Here is a 20,344-nt window from a genome sequence, read left to right as displayed (position 1 = left end):
CTGTAAAAAGTAGAAAGTCTTACTTAATCAGTGCTCACATGTATATTGTTGCATCCTTTGTATCTAGTTTCTATTCTATCACGTTTTGTTCATTCGCCTTGACAATCGCATGAGACCTATTTTTCACATCTAATTTGCGATAAATATTTTTGAGATGAACCTTAACTGTTATTACACTAATAAAAAGATTTGTTGCGATGTCCTGATTAGAACATCCGTTACAAAGATGACTTAGCACCTCTCGCTCCCTTTTAGTTAATTTATATTTATCACAGGTAATATCTAACCTATTATTATTTGTACCAGGAAATCCTTTAACTAACTGCGTTGCATATTCTAACCCTCTCTCTTTTATTGTTGGAAGATAAGTATTAACCAAAAACTGTAATAGCTCTAACATCCCCTTACCTTCGTCTATATATATCCGATAATATCCATACTTCTCTCCTAAAACTAAACTTCGCTTACATAGCACTTTTGCCCGCTCATAATCTTCCATTTTATAACAGCAAAGGGACTTTAAGTTATATACCTCAATTAGAATTCCAATACTTCCCTTCTGTTCAACCAGTGGAATTAATCTTTCAAGTAAAAATTTAGCTTCATCTATTTTATCAATAAACATATATGCTCTTACTAAGACGATATAATCAAATAAATTCTGATCACTTATCTCACCATTTACATCTAATTCACACTGGTTAAGCCAATTTGAGACATTCTCTATATTATTTGCCACAATCGCGATTCGGACTTTTTGAGCTGCTATCAATCTTCGGCATTTATCACCTTCTGAATTGATATTTGTTTCTAGTATATTCATAATTTCCATAGCAGAAATTAGATCGCCTTCAGCAATTTTTATTTTACAATTGATCATTTGTAATGACAGGTGAAGTCCAGTGTACTCTTTATGAACTAGTAGCTCACTAACATTTTTTATATAAGTCAATGCTTTTTCCTTTTCATTGCGCTCATAATAAAATTCACTAATGATGATAGATAAATTCCAGAAGGGAGAGGCGAGTATAAATTCTGAATTAATATTTTCCTCATACATAGTTTGAAGTAAATTTTTTAAATAAAGTAAATCACCTTTCACTCCGAATTCACTTTGAATTAATGGTGGTGAATATATGTCATAAATAAATGATGGCTTCATTCTCAATCTATTTTTATTGAAATAATCAGTTGCTTGTTTTACTTTAGAGAATGCATTACTTTCTCTAAGAAAGATGGAGAGGTTTGCATCCAAAAACAATAACTCCATTTCTAGATTCTCATCCTTACTATCATATTCTTTTAGACTCCTACGTTCCTCTAGTGCGCCTTTCGCATCTTGAAATTGTTTTTCTTCCATTAATAAAAGAATTGAATTTTTATAAAGAACCGGTGATTTTTTTATAAGGTGATTAGGAAGTGCTTTCAGCCAACTCCGGTATATTTCAACCTCAGTTAGACAGTGGCTTTGTAATTGATATTGCTTTAAGAGCAATATCGACCTTTCAAAATCACCCGACTTTATTGCATGGTTTATTGCTTCCCTACTATCTCCATGCTCTTCATACCATTTGCTAGCTTTATTGTGTAATTGTTCTAAAGCAACTATATCGGTAGTTTTTAGAAGACTATATAAGCATTGTTTAAATAAATTGTGATAGCGGTACCACTCCGGTTCTTCCAACTTAATAAGGAATAAGTTTGATTTCTCTATCGTTCCTAAAAGGGGAAGCATGCTGATCTCTTCCGTTAAGGCTTTACATAATGATGGATTAAAAGAGTTGACTACAGATGTATATAATAAAAAGTTCCTAACCTCTTCCGGTTGCTTATTAACCACTTCATAGGTGAAGAATTCCTTTATTTTCGTTTCACTTATCTTTAAAGTTATGTCTTTCGAATCTTTATCATCCATGTTTGGAGAAATATTTAGTAGTTTTAATCCGCAAACCCACCCTTCTGTATTTTTGTCTATATAATTAACTTCCTCTTTCGTGAGTGCACGACCTAACGCTCTCTTTGCAAATAGTTGTTCTTCTCCAATTGTAAAGCGTAAATCTGTTCTATTTATTTCAAAAAGTTCATCTTTTGACCTTAATAATGATAAGGGTAAATTGGGAAGAATCCTTGTAGAAATACAAAGGTGAACATTTGGAGGGAGGTATGATAGTAAATAGGCTATGTTGTTGTGAATAGATTGATTTGTTATTACGTGATAATTATCAAGCACTATTGCAATGTCATCTTCTAAAGTAGAAAGTTCATTTATTAAGTTCATGATAATTGTTTTATATGGTGGCTCTTTCATTTCTGTGAGTTTATTCAGTAATTTTGTTCTTAGTGGTGGACGTACATTCTCTAAAGATTGTATTACATACATCCAAAAGTACGTCTCATTATTATCTTCTTTATCTAGCGTAAACCAATGTACTGAGAATGGTGTTTGCGCAGCCCAATCTATTAAAACCGTTGTTTTCCCATAGCTAGCTGGTGCACAGACTAACAAAAGTTTGTAAAACATCCCCTCCTCAATTTTTGAAACAATCCTCCTACGCGTTATAATGTTGTTGCAGATTTTAGGTATCTTCGACTTTGTTTTTACCAACTGACTCAAATCTTGCTCATTTGACAAATTAGTAAATGTTTGTGAGACATCCTCCATGATCTTTTCCCCCTATACCAATCACTTAATACCTTATCCAAGTTATATAGATTAATAACAGTGTTCCTTCCAATATAATTGGAAAAGGTTAAATCTAATTTAAATAACAAAATTTACTTTGTGTTTTTGTAAAAAATTGGTTTTGTTAGATATTCTACTGTAAGCATACGCGAGCTTTTTTGGTGGTTATCTTATCTAAATTACTAATTTTATTGGTTTGCATTACATTTCATTCGCTACTGCCAACTCCCATACTTGTTGGGGAAGAGACTGAGCCACCTTCACGACTTCGTCTGCTACGGTGTCTCACCTCTGCTCTTCTTCCCACTGGAGTTCCGTGGGCATTCCAAGTATGTTGAATGAATGCAAAAAGAGACCACTGATAAGAGTAACCTAACCTCCGTTTTCAAGTGGCTCTAACAAGTATCCTATTTACAAGTACTTTACTTATTCTCTAAAATTTGAATGGTAAAAACTGCATCATCCCCACCAAATGCGTGAAAATTAAGGACATCCTTCCCCTTTTTAGCAGCCACGATAATTGTTTCATACTCTTCCTCTGATTTTTCTATTTCGAAATTATTACTTTCTAAATACTCCATATACATATCAATATACTTCTGCTTCTCATCCCCTTCAACTTTAAAAGACAATATAAACCCATTGCTTTCTTCTGTTTCCACCTCGGTTACAAAGCTTCCTACTGCGGTTACATCATCACTCTTCGGAGTTGGCACATCACTTGGAAAATGGTCTGGTATTTCTCTGTAAGTTTGCAAACTCCCTTCATCGGAGGAAAATAAAATGCCATCCTCATTTCCAGAAAGCTCTACCAATCCATCTTCCCCTTGAACAGATATGCTAAATGCCCCTTCCTCTCCACCAATAGACATAGTATTACCATCCCCTATAGGAATGGTAATTCCATTAAAGCATCCGGTAAGAACAAGTAGTGACATCAACATTAGCCCATGTATAACAACTAGCTTTTTTTTCACTCTTTTCCCTCTTCCCTCTATGTGATTTGTAGTTTCTTAATTTCAACTAATGATTTTACAATCAATTGGAAAAATTCACTATTACCCTTTCGTATTATTTTTCTTTCATTATGTCGTGTAAAGTTGCTCACTTCATGTACAATAGAAGGATAGATTAATGAAAGTACTGGGAGGAATACAATGATTACGGAAGCTACTACTCTTCTTAAACAGCACTTTGGGTATGACTCTTTTCGTCCAGGTCAGGAAGAGATTATTATAAATCTATTAAATAGCCACCGCACAATGGGGATAATGCCAACTGGTGGGGGAAAGTCAATATGCTATCAGATCCCATCTCTTATGTTACCTGGGATAACCTTGGTTATTTCGCCCCTGATTTCTTTAATGAAGGACCAAGTTGATGAATTAAATGAAGCTGGGATCGCTGCAACATTCATCAATAGTTCCCTTAAAAATAATGAAGTAAACGAGCGTCTCGAACAAATGAAACAGGGGGGATATAAGTTAGTGTATATTGCTCCCGAAAGACTAGAGACACCGTCCTTTTTACATGCGTTAAGTCAGCTTCATGTTTCTCTTATTGCAGTGGACGAAGCTCACTGTTTATCACAATGGGGTCACGACTTCCGACCAAGTTATATGAAAATACCTAATATGATAGAACAACTACACGATCAACCTACTATTCTTGCTCTTACTGCCACTTCTACTCCTGAAGTAACAGCAGATATCTGCAGTGCACTCTCTATAAATAACGATTTCTTAGTGAAGACCGGATTTGCTCGTGAAAACTTATCCTTTAACATATTAAAAGGAGAAGATCGTGATTCCTACATTCTAGACTATGTCGAGACGAACAAAGGACAATCTGGAATTATATATGCTGCAACACGAAAAGAAGTAGAACGACTTTATACGGTTTTAGAATCAAGAGGAATATCTGTAGGAAAATATCATGGTGGGATGACAAACGAAGAACGTGAGTCCATGCAAGAACTGTTTGTATATGATGAACTACAACTAATGATAGCGACGAATGCATTTGGAATGGGAATTAATAAGTCCAACGTGCGTTATGTTATTCACTATCAAATTCCTCGAAATATAGAAAGTTATTACCAAGAGGCTGGACGTGCAGGCAGAGACGGGGAAGAAAGTGAATGCATTTTATTATTTTCTCCTCAAGATATACGCATTCAACAATTTCTCATTGAACAATCTACTCTTCACGAAGGGAGAAAAGATAACGAACTACGAAAGCTACAAGCAATGGCAAACTACTGTCATACAGAAAGTTGCTTACAATCTTATATCCTTGACTACTTCGGTGACTCGATTATTGAACCTTGTGGAAAATGTATCCACTGTAGAGACGAGCGTGATTCAGAGGATGTAACGACAGATGCACAAATGGTATTTTCCTGTATTAAAAGAATGAGAGAAAACTTCGGGAAAACGATAGTAGCTCAGGTTCTAGTTGGTTCAGGAAACAAAAGAGTAAAAGACCTTTCTTTCCATACACTATCAACATATGGATTAATGAAGGATCGAACTCAGAAAGACGTCAGTCAATTTATTGATTTTCTCATTGCATCTCAATACGTTTCGTTAAGTGATGGAAGTTTCCCTACTCTTCAGCTTACAGAAAAAGCTATTCAAGTATTAAAAGGCGAAATACGAGTAGAACGCAAACAAGAAACAAAGAAAGTGACCGTTGTGAAGAGTCATCCTTTATTTGAAAAATTACGGGAACTTCGTTCATCACTTGCAAAGGATGCTAATGTTCCACCCTATGTCATTTTCTCTGATAAAACATTAAATGAAATGTGTGCTATTCTTCCCACTAACCAATCCGACATGTTAAAGGTAAAAGGAGTAGGAGAACAAAAATATGAAAAATACGGTAACATATTTATAAAAGCGATCTCTGAATTTTTAGAAGAAAACCCAGACATAGAAAAAAACAATAGAGAATACCATACTTCTCCTGTTATAAGGAATAAAAATGCGGATGTACCAATCTCACATTCTAAAACACCAAGTCATTTTATCAGTTCTTCTCTATACAAAGAGGGGAAAACAATAAAAGAAATTGCAGAAATAAGAAGCATAACTCCTATGACTGTGGAAAGCCATCTCCTTCGTGCCATGGAAGAAGGAGACGAACTTAATTTATACTCATTAGTTAGCGATGAGGACAAGGATCGCATTAGTAAATCAGTAGAATTAATAGGCGTGGAAGATGGTTTAAGACCAATAAAAGAAGATTTACCTGAAGATATTAGCTATTTCTCCATTAAAATAGTTCTACAACAATTAGCAACAAATTAATAATAGTGCAATGCACCTGATACTAGACGTAGACGTTATTTCATCATTTCTTACCTTTTAGAAATACAAGAAGGCCTACCTCCAACCCTATAGGAGAGAGACCTTCTTTTGTTTTTAAGAGAAGTGAACTCCTTATATATAACCTAGTTTTAGTACCTAGTACTAATTTTCCATTGACTTCGAATGTTTATTTTTGTTACGATACTTATAATAATTATTTACACACTGTAAATATTAAGTATACAAGCTTTTAAAAAAGCTCTGTTAAAGGACATTGTTAATATTATGCCATGTTGATTTTTACACACTCCTGGGAGATAGCCAGTTAGGCGAGACCCCTGCAGAGAGGCGGAGTCACGATGGCGACATGAGGCCGTTACCCACAGGATATGGGCAGACATTGGGATGAGGCATGAAATGCGCCCAGGGAAAGCGAACAACGTGTAGTAAAAATCAACATCAACGCTTAACAGTTCCTTAAAAAAGTACAAAAAATAGCTAGAATAAGGTTTATCTTGAAAGGGGTTAACAAATGAAAGATCTTCACTCATTCGGTTGGTACGCTGCACGTGTTTCAAAACATTTACCTAAGGAGGCTTTCCAACCAGTTCCTACAAGACTATTTGGTGGGCTAGCCTATTTAATTATAGTAGTGGGAGGATTTTTAGCAATTGGTTTATTTAATCTTCATCCTTTAATAAACCTTTTCATTTCCATTGTTTTAGGTTTAAGCTTTGCTTCACTCGGGTTTTTAGGTCACGAGATACTGCATGGAACTGTTGTTAGAAAACCATGGTTACGTAATTTTCTTGGAGCTATTGCATTTTGGCCACTTAGTACTGGGCCGCAGCTTTGGAGAAAATGGCACAACATGAATCACCACGTACATACACAGCATGATGAAAATGATCCTGATGCTTGGCCGACACTAGAAAAAATCTCAAAAACAAAATTCTTACGATGGATTTATAAACTTCCATTTATCGTACGATCATTGTCAGCATTTTTATCCCTATCTGTCCAATTTACAGCACACACACTAAAATGTTTCGCTATTTATATAAAAGATTTCAACCCAAAAACACAACCTAAAGTTTGGTTACAAGCGATACTGCCGTGGGCAACATGGATTGGTTTACTTTTCGTAATGGGATTTGGAAATTGGTTTTTTGCTTTTCTTCTTCCACTACTCATTGCCAATTTTATTGTGATGGCATATATTTCAACCAATCACCGATTGAACCCACTCGTTCCAGTTAACGATCCTTTGGCGAACAGTCTAACTGTTACAGTTCCAAAATGGGTTGATATCATGCACTTTAATTTCTCATACCATACAGAGCATCATTTATTTCCGGCTATGAGTTCAAAATACTACCCATTGGTAAAAAAGCACCTGAAAGAAATGTGGCCAGATCGTTATCATGAAATGCCATTAACAAAAGCTCTTTGGGCTTTAATAAAAACTCCTCGGGTTTACTTTCAACATAACGATTTAGTTGATGTCAGCGGTGGTAGAATGATTAGTTCTCTCGGGAATGGATTAGACCCAGACAATTTAAAATTCAGAAATTTTGACAAAACCAAATTTCAGTCTCCCAAAATGGAAGCAACACCATTGAACATACAGACAACACAAACAAAATCAAATCACGAATAAATAAGTAAGAGGGTGAATCAGATTATGATTCACCCTCTTTTCATTTTTGATGAAAGAAATTAGGAGTTTTTATTTTATCTTCATATCGTTTATGAAAAATATGGGTTGCTGCAGGGGAAATAGGTGGTATTAGCCAACTCCATCTTCCCGTAACATCCCTACCACTCTTCTCTTCCCTCATTTCAAAGTTTTTAAATTGTTCCGCCGCTGTATGATGATCCACAATACTAACTCCAGCTTTTTGATATGAGTATAAAACAGCTCTGTTTAATTCTACTAACGCTCGATCTTTCCATAAGTATGAGTTACGTTTGGTGTCGAGGTCTAAGATAGTTGCTACCTTTATTAACATATTGTATCGATCTATGTCTGCAAGGTTTCTAGCTCCTATTTCCGTTCCCATGTACCACCCATTAAAAGGAGCAGCAGTGTATTCAAGCCCTCCGATTTCCAACATCATGTCCGACACCGCAGGAACTGCATACCATTTTAAGTTTAGATCCGCAAACTCCGGGAATTCAGGGTGTTCAATTTCTACTTCTAATACAGTGTCATGAGGAATTTCTTTCCAAACTATTTCACCGCTCTTCAATTGAATAACAAGGGGGAGAATATCAAAGTTCGTCTTTTCACCTACCCATCCTAACTGTTCACATTTTTTTGTAAATGAAATAGAAATAGGATCACCAACTGCGCCTAAGCCAGATTCGTAGCCTGCATATCGAATTAATTGATGATTTAAGATCTTTATTTCTTCTCCCTCTGTTTTTGGAGCAAACACCGTAATTGTGGGTTTGATTTTCCCACCATTTGTGGCTTCATTCAGGTGTTGTTCAAGCGCTATAAATATATCATCGGCCTGTTCTAAGTGCCTTGCATCTCTAATAGTTAACGTATCCCAAAAAAGTCTTCCAATACATTTATTACTATTTCTCCACGCCATTTTTGCACCATGCTCAAGTTCGGTAAAAGTATGTTGGTAAGTACCTTTTGAACTTATTTCTCTTTCAATTTCTTGGATTCTGGTTGGAATATGATCCGTCATCTGTAACTCTCTATAACAATCAACAATATAACTCTTTGCTTTTTCAAACAATACACTCATACAATGTACACATCCGTTTATAAAAAATTTACCAATTATACTTTTCCTCTTCTTTACAACTTCTGATAAGTTTTGACAAAAGTATGGATTATATATGATGATAGTAAGTATAACTATACTTTATTGTTTTATATGGAACAAATATAATCGAAAACAATACTTTTCTATTTTCACCTACTTTAATTACCCCATAGGAGGGAAACTTTTGCATATTGGCAATAGATTAAAAAGACTTCGTTTTTTAAAAGGCATTTCACAATTACATATTTGCAAAGGAATTGTATCTCCTTCCCACTATAGTAACATAGAGAGTGGACGCTACGATGCTTCAAACGATATACTAAATACAATTGCAGAAAGACTAGACGTTCCGACAAATTATTTATTATGTCTTTCTAAAAGTGATGACGAACTATCTGTATTGCTAGAACAATTTGAGCAACTTTTATTTACGGATATACAGAAAGCCAAAGCCTTCTACGAGGAGCAAAAAGATAACTTCGATTACATTTCTTCTATGGAACTTGAATTGAAATTTCTATTGCTTTATTGTTTTTACTTATTAAAAACATATAATATCCCAGATGCAAAAAGAAAGTATAAAGAGATTTTATTCTATATAAATAATAAGAATGTAATGATATTTCCGGATAAGGCTAAATTCTATTACTATTATGTCTCCGGACTTTTACATTTTTATGAAAACAAATACCTTGAAAGCTATGATTTCTATAATAATACATTACTATATAGTCCTTCGCAGGTAGAAGAAGCAAAAATTAAATTCAACCTCTCCCTTGTATGTTTTCGAACGAATGATAATCAAAAGGCATTACGTTATGCTTTGGATGCCAAAAAAACGTTTATGGAACTACATTCCTGGCGAGAACTTATTGAAACATATATTTTACTTGGGATTATTTATACGGATATTAAAGAATATACAAATGCAGAAGAAGTACTGAATAAGGGTTTAAAGCTATCTTCAGAAGGAAACAATAATTTTTCTGCATCAAAAGCACTTCATAATCTAGGTCTTGTTTATTTAAATACAGGTAAGTATGAAAGAAGCCTTCAGTTCTTTAACCGAGGACTGGAACTGAAAATGAAATGCGATCCAAACAATTTGTTTTTATCATATATTGGTATCCTGTTAGTTCACCTTAGAAACGATAATTTTGATGAATTTAATGTTTACATGAAGGTAGCAGCGAAGTATTGTAAGAATGATTATCAACTTCATCAATTGAAAGTACTTGAAGGAAAAATGGAGTATAGGTTAGAAAATTACGACCTTTATGTGCAGATAATGGAGAATTCTCTAAAGTATTTACATAAAAATAAAATTTGGTATGAAATTGTGGATAATGCAAAGCAATTAAGTCAGTATCATTATTCACAACGAAGATATAAGAAGGCATACTATTACTTGGAGCTAGAATTAGAAGCTACTACCAAATTATATAGAGAAATGTCAATTTAATAAGGTTGGCATATGAACTTAGCTCTAAACCGAAAGAAATGAGCTACTATCTTTTCTAAATTTGTATGTTCTTATCCATTGAACATAAATATTGTTGTCATGTAACCAAAAGAGTGATGTCCCATGCATCACTCTTTTGGTTTGCATTGTTTCATTAATCAACAACAATATAAGCAATCATTGGACCACTGCTCTCTTTATCCGCGTGCATTGGACAAATAAGTCTGTAAATACCTTCTTCCTTAAATTGGAGAGAAACGGTAGTCTCCTGTCCTTTTTTTACCGTTCCTTTTATATCTGTACCTTCAATGATAAATGGGTGCTTCTCCCCATTTACACCATAGATAATTAAATCTACGCGCTCTCCTGCTTTCATAAAAATAGTGCCAGGATCCCAACGGTAAGATTCAATTTCCTTTCCATCGTTCGTTTTGGTACTAAATTCTGCTGTGATCATATGAATTTCTCTCACTTCTTCTTTACCAGCTACACTAGTCATTACAGGAACATCACTTCGAAACACGTTTGATGAAACCCAAACCGAAACGAGTGCTAAACCAAATACGAAAAATGCAAGTATTGTTTTTCTTTTCACGACTAAAAAATTCATTATTCATTCCCTCCAAGACCTAATTTCGTGTGTTGAACGAGTTCATGTTAAGTGAATATCTTTTTTTATCTGTATTATTTAATGTATATGCAAGTGGTCTCGGAAAACTTGTCTCTTTTTTTGGACAAAAGAAACATTTTTCTGTTTCCAATTTTTTTCGACAGAATCTGTATCTTTTTTTATTATTTTTATTCAAATGTATGATAGAATTAATATTTAATACATATTTTCAAAGAAAGGATGCGAGAATTATGTATTATTGTTCAAAATGTGGCAATCAACGAATGGATGAATCTCGTTTTTGCCCACATTGTGACCTTAAACGACAAAAAAATAAAATAATCTTCCTTTCTGTGTTCTTTTCTTTACTATTAACGATTAGTACACTAGGAATCTCGTACGTTCTCTTTTACCAATCTACTAGTGAATCAGAAGTGTTTCTTACTTCCTCAGACTTAAATCCAAATAGACCTAACCACTTAACAAAATATGAAGAAGCAATATTACCTGTAGCAGTTAGGCGAGAGCTCGAGGATCAACAAAAACGAGAGCTTACCGAAATTATTGCTGATGCTCAGGAAACTGTTTATACAATATTTAGTGACACTAGCCAAGGTTCTGGTTTCTTGTATAATAACGAAGGTGCAGTGGTTACAAATGCTCATGTGGTAGAAGGAAAAATCAATGTATTGGTAAAGACAGTGAATGGTGTTGAGTATCCTGGAAGAGTAATAGGTTACTCTAATCAAACGGATATAGCTGTTATTGACGTTCCTGATTTAGAAGGAATTGAACCTTTTCCAATTGAAAAAGAAGAAAGTGTTCGTATTGGTGAAGAAGTTATTGCCCTCGGAAGTCCACTAGGATTAGAAAACACCGCTACGATGGGCTATGTTACAGGATCCAATCGGAATTTTATTATTGATACGTATATATATGAGGATCTCTACCAAATATCTGCCCCTATCTCTCCTGGTAGCAGCGGTGGACCACTTCTCTCGAAAACATCAGAGACAATTATTGCAATAAACTCTGCGCAAAACATAGAGGAGAGAGCTATAGGATTCAGTATTCCTATATATAAAGTACATGACATTATTGAGTCTTGGATTTTATCTCCCATGAATGAGGAAGATATCCTCGACCAATTTTATGATGCTTTTGGTCGTTACTTCTTTGACGAATTTCATAATGATGGTTATTTCGATGGTGGGTATTTCTCCGAGGATGATGACTTTTATCATTATTATGAGTACGAGTATTACGAATTTTGGGATGAGTTTGGAGCAGAGTATTGGGATTATTATATGAATGATGAAGACTACGACGAAGAATGGTTTGAAGCTCGCTTTCACGAATTTTGGGAAGAGTACGAAGGTGACGACTATTATAATGAAAATGACCGAGAAAGTTGGTACGATCAGTTTATTTCTGAGTATGAAGAATGGATGGACAGATGGTATTATGAGAATTAACATTTAGTATAGGAGGCCTCAAAAGGTACATTTCACTTTTGACGGCCTCTTCTTTAATATGCAGCGGATAAATTAAATATCCTTTGTCTTTTCATTTAAATTTTCTGCGTTTATTGCAACTCGTGAAGATGCTTCTCCTATCTCTTCAATAACAGATACTAACCCTTTCACATCTCCTTCTACTTTTGAAACAATATCGATACTATTTCTAAGATATTCTGATATTTGTAGGAAAGAGTTCTTTGTGTTTTCACTTTCATTACTTCCTAACTCCACGGTAATACTCATTTCATCTATAGCAGCTTTAACCTTATTTATATAGTTTGTTGAGTGATCAATTAATTCTTCAATTGAGGAAACTGATATTTTTGTTTCTTCCGACAGCTTTCTTATTTCACCAGCCACTACAGCAAATCCCCTACCATATTCTCCAGCCCTAGCAGCTTCTATGGAGGAATTTAAAGCTAGTAAATTTGTTTGTTCAGCGATTTTTTTTACAATACTAATGACATGATGAATCTCACTTGACGATTTTGAAAGATCATTTGTAAGATTTTTCATACTAACAGATTGATTCTTTAATTGTTCCATTTTGACTGTTAGTTCTTCCATCTTATTTTTTCCATTTTGAGCTACTCGGTCCGTTTCTCTACTAATATGAGAGCTTTTTAACACTCTATCCTTCACTTCTAGACTGTTGTTGATGAGTTGATCTACTGATGCGTTTGTTTCTTGTGAAAGCGCCGCTAATTCTTCAGTACTGTCCATTATCTGATTCTTCAAATGATTTTTCACTTGATTATGTTCTATTTGTTTTTGCATCAAATTTTCTTTATCATATGAAGCTAGAACAAGCTGTTGTTCAAAATTTAAAAGCTTAGTAATTGATTTTATTATGTCATCTCTTTCTGTGGGAATAGAAACTTTTATTTGGAGTATATCGATTATAAATGTCAATATATTCTCAAAAGAAGCCATATACCAATTAGAAGAAAGTTTAATTTTATAATGCATTAAAGCTATTCGTTCTCTTTTTTTAAAGTACGCATCGTCCATTACTCCACTGAATAGCTCTGTTAAATGTTGAGATAATGTTCCTTTAAGACGTTCTGTGTTACTATAGGTTTCAATTATCAATTTTAATTTATCCACCTTAAGTATCATCTCATAGAAGTGATCTACCAGATTTTCCATGTCCTCAATCAAAATAGGTGACACTTTTTTCACAATTTGTAGGTCTCTTTTTGTAATCCCCGTGAGTGCTAGCTGTTGAGTAATCTCTTTTGATGGAGATTCTAAAACAACTTCATCTTCTGGGGGGAGTGGATATAGTTGAAAAACATCATTACTTTTTATTTTACTCAACTTAAATATTTCCAAAAAGTTCTCCATCATTTACCCCTATTCTCAAACATTTTATTTAGTTTTATTATACAAGTAATAATTCGCCAAATTTCGTCAATATTATGACACTTTCTTCATTCTTTTTTTTATCATAAGGTTAAATGCAAAAAGAGCCCGACCTTAAAAGTCAGACTCCTAATCAAAATCTTATCCGTTCATTACTTTCTGCCTTAATTGACTATTAAATAAATCGGCATAGAACCCGCCATCTCTTAATAAAGATTCATGAGTTCCTCTTTCTATAATTTCTCCTGCATTTAATATCAGGATTTGATCCGCTTTTTGAATCGTGTTAAGCCTATGTGCAATAACAAAGCTCGTTCTTCCTTCCATAAGTCGATGCAACGCTTCTTGTATTTTAATTTCAGTAACTGTGTCAATACTACTTGTTGCTTCATCTAGAATCAAAATCTTCGGATCAGCAAGAATCGCTCTAGCAATAGATAATAGCTGTTTTTGACCCTGGCTAATTCCTCCTCCATCGTGATCAAGCATTGTATCATATTGATTAGGCAGCTTCATAATGAAGGAATGTGCGTTAGCAAGCTTTGCCGCATCTTCTATTTCAACATCATTTGCATCTAATCTTCCATAACGGATATTTTCTCGGATAGTTCCATGGAACAAAAACGAGTCTTGAAGAACAAATGCCATGTGACTTCTGAGACTTTCTCGTTTAATGTTCTTAATCTCACGACCGTCGATATATACGCTTCCACTATGAGCATCATAAAACCGAGAGAGTAAGTTAATTAATGTTGTTTTTCCAGCACCAGTAGGGCCTACAAGTGCGACAGTTTCCCCTTGTGTAGCACGAAAGTTCACTTCATTTAATGTATCTCCACCTTCTTCATAGGAAAACGATACATTGGAAAATTCCACATCTCCATAAACATTGTCAATTTCCTGTGCAGTAGTTTCATCTTTCATTTCCTCTTCCTCATCCATCACTTCAAAAACACGTTCTGCACCAGCGATAGCTGAAAGTAATGTATTGAACTGGTTCGCAAGGTCATTCAATGGTCGAGTAAACTGTCGAGCTAGTTCCACAAAGATAACAATGACACCGATGGTAACTCCGCCGCCCCAACCGCCAGTAAGTGCTAGCACACCACCAACCCCAGCAATAAGTGCGTATCCTAAGTTATTAAGCATGTTCATGAGCTTTGGTATAAAACCTGAAATTGTTTGTGCCCAAAAACCCGATTGTTTCAGCGATTCATTTCTCTCTTTAAATTCAGCAATTACTTTTTGCTCTTGAGAAAATGTTTTTACGATACGTTGGCCAGACATCGTTTCCTGTATATGCCCGTTAAGCTTACCAATATTTTTCTGCTGCGCCTTAAACAAAACCCCTGTTCGCTTCGTGATCCACTTCATCCCAAACACCATAGACGGTATGATAAGAAGTGTTACAGCTGTTAGTATTGGACTTAAGTACAACATTACAGCAAACGTTCCTACTAACGTCAGGACACTTGAAAAAACTTGGATAACTGAGCTGTTCAAAGTGGAGCTCACGTTTTCCATATCATTTGTAACTCTACTCATTAAATCCCCATGCTGCCTTTTATCAAAAAATGGGATTGGAAGCTTGTGAAGATGCCTAAAAAGTTCTGTTCTCATTTGAAACACTGTTCTTTGTGCAATTCGAATCATCCAATAGTTTTGCAGCCATATGGAAAGTGAATGTAATAAATACACTCCCGCTAAAAAAACTAGCAGATTTGTTAATCCAGACGAGTCTCCCGTTACGATGAAATCATCAATGGACATCCCAACTAAATAAGGCCCTAGTAAAACCATAGCCGAGCTTGTGATGATCATTATGATAACAAGTATTAACTTCCCTTTACTTTGAGCTAGATAGGACCAAATACGTTTTAACGTAGCTCCCCAATTTTTCGCTCGGGTTTTTTTCTTATTTCCTGTTTCTAAATTGGGGGTATCTATTTTTATTTTCGGATGATGGAAAGGTTCCGTGAGTTTATTCATTTCGGTTACATCTCCTCTCCAAATTGTGATTCATATATTTTTTGATAAAGAGATGAGTGCTCTAATAGCTCCTCATGACTTCCTTTCGCTAATAGCTTTCCATCTTCTAATAATAATATTGTATCGGCATTCATCGTCGTACTCATTTTTTGAGTGATCATAAATGTTGTGCAGGAATAATCCTTTAATGCTTCTAATAACCTTTTCTCTGTTGTTACATCTAATGCACTTGTACTATCATCTAATAGCAGTAGCTTCGGTTTCCTTACTAAAGCACGAGCAATAGATAAACGTTGCTTTTGTCCTCCAGATAGGTTTACACCTTTTTGACCTAAGAGCGTGTCATACTGATCTGGGAACTCCATAATGGTTTCATGGATTTGTGCTGCTTTTGCTGCAGTAATAATTTCTTCCATCGTGGCGTTTTCTTTCCCCCAATGAATATTATCTTTCAGACTTCCTGTAAACAACATAGCTTCCTGAGGAACAAAGCCTATTTGCTTTCGAAGTACATGTAATTTCATATCTCGTATATCCAAGTTGTCGATAGTTATTTTTCCTGAATCTACATCATATAGCCTTGGAATGAGTTGGAATAATGTTGATTTCCCTGAACCGGTAGCTCCCATAATTGCCACTCGTTCACCAGATTCCACATGAAACGACATGTTTTCTAACACATATGTACTCGTTTCTGGGTACTTAAATGACACTGATTCAAACGAGACCTTTCCTTCTGATATTCGATTTCCCACTTCACTTTCATCTGTGTCCACAAGATCGATTTCTGTTTCTAATACATCTGCAATACGAGTTGCTGATGCATTTGCTCTTGAAAAGATCATGACGATCATGGAAAACATTCCGATAGCAGCTGTCATGCGAGTTGTATAGTTCACAATAGCAACCACATCTCCCACAGAAGCCCCTCCTGTATTTACTTCAAAACTCCCAAACCATAAGACAGCCATGATACATACATTCATAATTAAAAGTATAATTGGCATCCCAATCTCTATTAGTCTAAGAGCTGCGATGGTTCGATCACGGAGATTTCCACTCGCTTCTGTAAAGCGTTTCGACTCATGTTTTCTACGTATAAAAGCTTTAATAAGACGGATCCCTGCTAAGTTTTCCTGCATTACGCCGTTTACCTTATCAAGCTTTTCTTGCACAGAACGGAATAACCTTCCAGCATGTTTCATTATCCATAATAAAATGGTTAGTAATAAAGGAATTGCAATAACAAGAATGAGTGCTAGTTTTACATGTACAAACAATGCCATAATGACAGATCCGATGACTAATAATGGAGCCCTTAACATTATTCGCAAAGACATGAACAATGTGTTTTGTATTTGCGTAACATCATTTGTCATTCGTGTAATTAAGGAAGATGTAGGGTACTGACTGAAGTTTGCAAAGGAAAAGGATTGAACTTTATCAAATAGTTTCTCGCGAAGGTCATAACCTGTTCCTTGGCTTGCGTGCGCTGCATAAAAGGAATTTAATATACCTGAAGCAAAGGCCATTAGTGATAACCCAACTAATATACCTCCCCATAATAAAACGACAGATAAGTCCTCTTGTAATATTCCATCATCAATGATTCTACGCATCAACAATGGTTGAATTAATTCTACTGATAGTTCTGTTAAGGTGAAAAATAACGCGATAAATACTGCAACTTTGTAAGGTCCAAGAAAGGATAGCACCTTTTTCATGACGAGTCCTCCAAACGGTGTTTACTTCTCTATTGTTTGTTATTGTATGGGGATGGGCGCGAAATTTCGCTGGCCGAAATAAATTCCCTGTTATAAAACAATACCATAAGTTCATGATTTTTTTTAGAAAAGAGCCTTTTTTCCAAAAATTCCATTTAGATAGAGAGGCTGAAATTTTTGGTTGTGCGAAATGTCGCGAGTAACCTTCTCTCGCGACATTTCAATGCTTTCTCTTGCTCCAAATGTCGCGCAAACCCTTCTCTCGCGACATTTCAAACCTTCCTCTTGCTCCAAATGTCGCGCAAATCCTTCTCTCGCGACATTTCAAACCTTCCTCTTGCTCCAAATGTCGCGCAAATCCTTCTCTCGCGACATTTCAAACCTTCCTCTTGCTCCAAATGTCGCGCAAAACCTTCTCTCGCGACATTTCAACGCTTTCTCTTGCTCCAAATGTCGCGCAAACTCTTCTCTCGCGACATTTCTATGCTTTCTCTTGCTCCAAATGTCGCGCAAACCCTTCTCTCGCGACATTTAAAACCTTTCTCTTTCCCAAAATGTCGCGCAAACCCTTCTCTCGCGACATTTCAACGCTTTCTCTTGCTCCAAATGTCGCGCAAAACCTTCCTCGCGACATTTCAATGCTTTCTCTTGCTCCAAATGTCGCGCAAAACCTTCTCTCGCGACATTTCAATGCTTTCTCTTGCTCCAAATGTCGCGCAAAACCTTCTCTCGCGACATTTCAAACCTTCCTCTTGCTCCAAATGTCGCGCAAAAACCTTCTCTCGCGACATTTCAAACCTTCCTCTTGCTCCAAATGTCGCGCAAACCCTTCTCTCGCGACATTTCAAACCTTCCTCTTGCTCCAAATGTCGCGCAAACCCTTCTCTCGCGACATTTCAATGCTTTCTCTTGCCAAAAATGTCGCGCAAACTCTTCTCTCGCGACATTTCAATGCTTTCTCTTGCTCCAAATGTCGCGCAAAACCTTCTCTCGCGACATTTCAATGCTTCCTCTTGCTCCAAATGTCGCGCAAACCCTTCTCTCGCGACATTTCAATACTTTCTCTTACCCAAAATGTCGCGCAAACCCTTCTCTCGCGACATTTCAATGCTTTCTCTTGCCCAAAATGTCGCGCAAAACCTTCTCTCGCGACATTTCAATGCTTTCTCTTGCCCAAAATGTCGCGCAAACCCTTCTCTCGCGACATTTCAATGCTTCCTCTTGCTCCAAAATGTCTCGCAAACCCTTCTCCTGCAACATTATAATGGTCATATTATCTATGAAACTAATTACTCCAATCAACCCTCTGCTAGTTTTACCACTTTCGTTTGAGGTAATATCACTTCTTGCTCATCTTCGCTATCCTCCATCGGTTTTGCACGTTTAATAAAGAATGAAAGAAGGAATGCAACCGTGGCAATAAGTGTCGCGACAAAAAATGCATCATTAATTCCTTCGAGCATGGCGCTCATTTGAATGGAAGCAAGTGTAACTTCTGAAACTTGCCCTCCAGCTGCAGCAACTGCTTCTTGAGTAAGGGTCGTTTCATGCGTTACCTGTCGAGTTGTCATTACTGTTATTAATAATGCTGTTCCTATAGCACCGGAAAGCATATTTAAAGTATTATTCATTGCCGTACCGTGTGGATAGAATCTAGCCGGCAACTGGTTTAGACCATTCGTTGAAACCGGCATCATAACCATAGACATCCCAAACATACGAACAGCATGCAGCACCACTAACGATATATAAGTCGTTTCCATTGATAACTGACTAAAGTAGAAGGTTGTTACAACCATTATCGCTAAACCAGTAATTGCCAATATACGTCCACCGAATTTATCAAACAATCTACCGGTAATTGGCGACATAATAGCCAATACGAGTGCGCCTGGTAGCATCATTAACCCTGCATCCAATGGTGATATGCCACGAATGGTTTGTACATAGATAGGAAGCATTAGCATCCCTGAAAACATAGCCATATTTACAACCATTGAAATTGCAGAAGCTAAAGAAAACATAGGATATTTATATACTTTAAAATTGAGCATTGGTTTATCAAGCTTTGATTGACGTACAATAAATGAGATTAATGATCCAGCTCCAACTAAAATAGGCACATAGACAAAGGGGCTATCCCAACCACGTTCTCCGGCAGAACTAAATCCGAATAATAACCCTCCAAAACCGAAGCTAGACAGTAGTAAGGAAATAAAATCGAAGCGAAGATTTATTTTCTCTTTTTTATCTTTTAGTAAAAAGAAGCCTAATAATAATACAGCTATAGCTATAGGCGCAACAAAATGGAATAGCATTCGCCAATTGTAATTCTCCACAATATAACCAGACAATGTCGGTCCTATTGCAGGTGCGGCCATTAATATTAAACCAAATATCCCCATAGCAGTGCCCCGTTTTTCTACTGGAAAGCTAACAAGCATAACATTCATTAACAATGGCATCATGATCGCTGAACCTGAAGCCTGAATCATTCTTCCTGCTAATAAAACTGGAAACATTGTTGCGCTTCCAGCGAGCACCGTACCAAGTGAAAATAATAACATCGCTATCAAAAATAATCGGCGTACAGAATATTTTTGAATTAGGAATGCTGTCATTGGAATCATAATTCCATTAACGAGCATATACCCTGTAGTTAACCATTGAACCGTCGATGGTCCTACCTCTAGCTCTAACATAATAGAAGGTAACGCAATATTTAATAATGTATTATTTAAAAATGCAATAAATGCACCAATCATTAGAATCGATATAATTCCATATGGTGGTCGGTCTCCTTGACCTATTGTGTTGCTCATGGTTGGTCCTCCTCGTATACTTCAAGTCCATCTTTTTATACCCATGTTACATATGGTATACCACCAGTCTAA

General features: G+C 36.0%; 12 protein-coding genes. 4 read left to right on the top strand and 8 right to left on the bottom strand.

From position 1 onward, the window contains the following. Positions 1-70: 70 nt before the first annotated feature. Positions 71-2,662: a winged helix-turn-helix domain-containing protein gene (locus tag ACERII_RS14655; RefSeq protein ID WP_373643284.1), complete on the bottom strand. Its 2,592-nt coding sequence runs from the start codon at positions 2,660-2,662 to the stop codon at positions 71-73. 443 nt (positions 2,663-3,105) lie between these two features. Beyond that, positions 3,106-3,660, bottom strand: coding sequence for a hypothetical protein (locus tag ACERII_RS14650; RefSeq protein ID WP_373643283.1), 555 nt, complete (start codon positions 3,658-3,660; stop codon positions 3,106-3,108). Positions 3,661-3,840: 180 nt separating this feature from the next. Between ACERII_RS14650 and recQ the strand changes: the two genes are divergently transcribed. Both recQ and desB read left to right on the top strand, forming a co-directional pair. Continuing rightward, entirely contained in the window at positions 3,841-5,994 is a 2,154-nt protein-coding gene (gene recQ, locus ACERII_RS14645; RefSeq protein ID WP_373643281.1) for a DNA helicase RecQ, read from the top strand. Between the two features lie 532 nt (positions 5,995-6,526). After that, entirely contained in the window at positions 6,527-7,654 is a 1,128-nt protein-coding gene (gene desB, locus ACERII_RS14640) for a Delta(10) desaturase DesB (RefSeq protein WP_373643279.1), read from the top strand. A 40-nt stretch (positions 7,655-7,694) separates the two neighbouring features. On the opposite strand, the gene ACERII_RS14635 is transcribed toward desB, so the two are convergent. Continuing rightward, positions 7,695-8,759: a nitric oxide synthase oxygenase gene (locus tag ACERII_RS14635; protein WP_373643278.1), complete on the bottom strand. Its 1,065-nt coding sequence runs from the start codon at positions 8,757-8,759 to the stop codon at positions 7,695-7,697. A 205-nt stretch (positions 8,760-8,964) separates the two neighbouring features. Here ACERII_RS14635 and ACERII_RS14630 point away from each other — a divergent pair, with 205 nt between their 5' ends. After that, the gene (locus ACERII_RS14630; protein ID WP_373643276.1) at positions 8,965-10,242 is read left to right on the top strand and encodes a tetratricopeptide repeat protein; all 1,278 of its coding nucleotides are present in this window, start codon (positions 8,965-8,967) and stop codon (positions 10,240-10,242) included. 154 nt (positions 10,243-10,396) lie between these two features. Here ACERII_RS14630 and ACERII_RS14625 read toward each other — a convergent pair whose 3' ends face one another. Further along, entirely contained in the window at positions 10,397-10,852 is a 456-nt protein-coding gene (locus ACERII_RS14625) for a cupredoxin domain-containing protein (protein ID WP_373643274.1), read from the bottom strand. Between the two features lie 251 nt (positions 10,853-11,103). On the opposite strand from ACERII_RS14625, the gene ACERII_RS14620 reads away from it, so the two are divergent. Further along, a complete protein-coding gene (locus ACERII_RS14620; protein WP_373643273.1) occupies positions 11,104-12,327 on the top strand; it encodes a trypsin-like peptidase domain-containing protein in 1,224 nt (407 codons plus the stop codon). A gap of 72 nt (positions 12,328-12,399) precedes the next feature. Here ACERII_RS14620 and ACERII_RS14615 read toward each other — a convergent pair whose 3' ends face one another. The 4 genes from ACERII_RS14615 to ACERII_RS14600 form a co-directional block, all read right to left on the bottom strand. Then, on the bottom strand, positions 12,400-13,719 hold the full coding sequence (locus tag ACERII_RS14615) for a protoglobin domain-containing protein (RefSeq protein WP_373643272.1): 1,320 nt from the start codon (positions 13,717-13,719) through the stop codon (positions 12,400-12,402). Between the two features lie 159 nt (positions 13,720-13,878). After that, complete coding sequence (locus ACERII_RS14610) at positions 13,879-15,726, bottom strand: ABC transporter ATP-binding protein (RefSeq protein ID WP_373643271.1); 1,848 nt, start codon at positions 15,724-15,726, stop codon at positions 13,879-13,881. Positions 15,727-15,731: 5 nt separating this feature from the next. Next, positions 15,732-17,450, bottom strand: coding sequence for an ABC transporter ATP-binding protein (locus ACERII_RS14605; RefSeq protein WP_373643268.1), 1,719 nt, complete (start codon positions 17,448-17,450; stop codon positions 15,732-15,734). A 1,298-nt stretch (positions 17,451-18,748) separates the two neighbouring features. Then, on the bottom strand, positions 18,749-20,272 hold the full coding sequence (locus ACERII_RS14600) for an MDR family MFS transporter (RefSeq protein WP_373643267.1): 1,524 nt from the start codon (positions 20,270-20,272) through the stop codon (positions 18,749-18,751). Positions 20,273-20,344 lie beyond the last annotated feature (72 nt).

This window comes from Evansella sp. AB-rgal1 (genome assembly GCF_041820985.1).
In the GTDB taxonomy this organism is placed as follows: domain Bacteria; phylum Bacillota; class Bacilli; order Bacillales; family Salisediminibacteriaceae; genus Evansella.
This window is presented reverse-complemented; position numbering and strand designations above follow the sequence as displayed.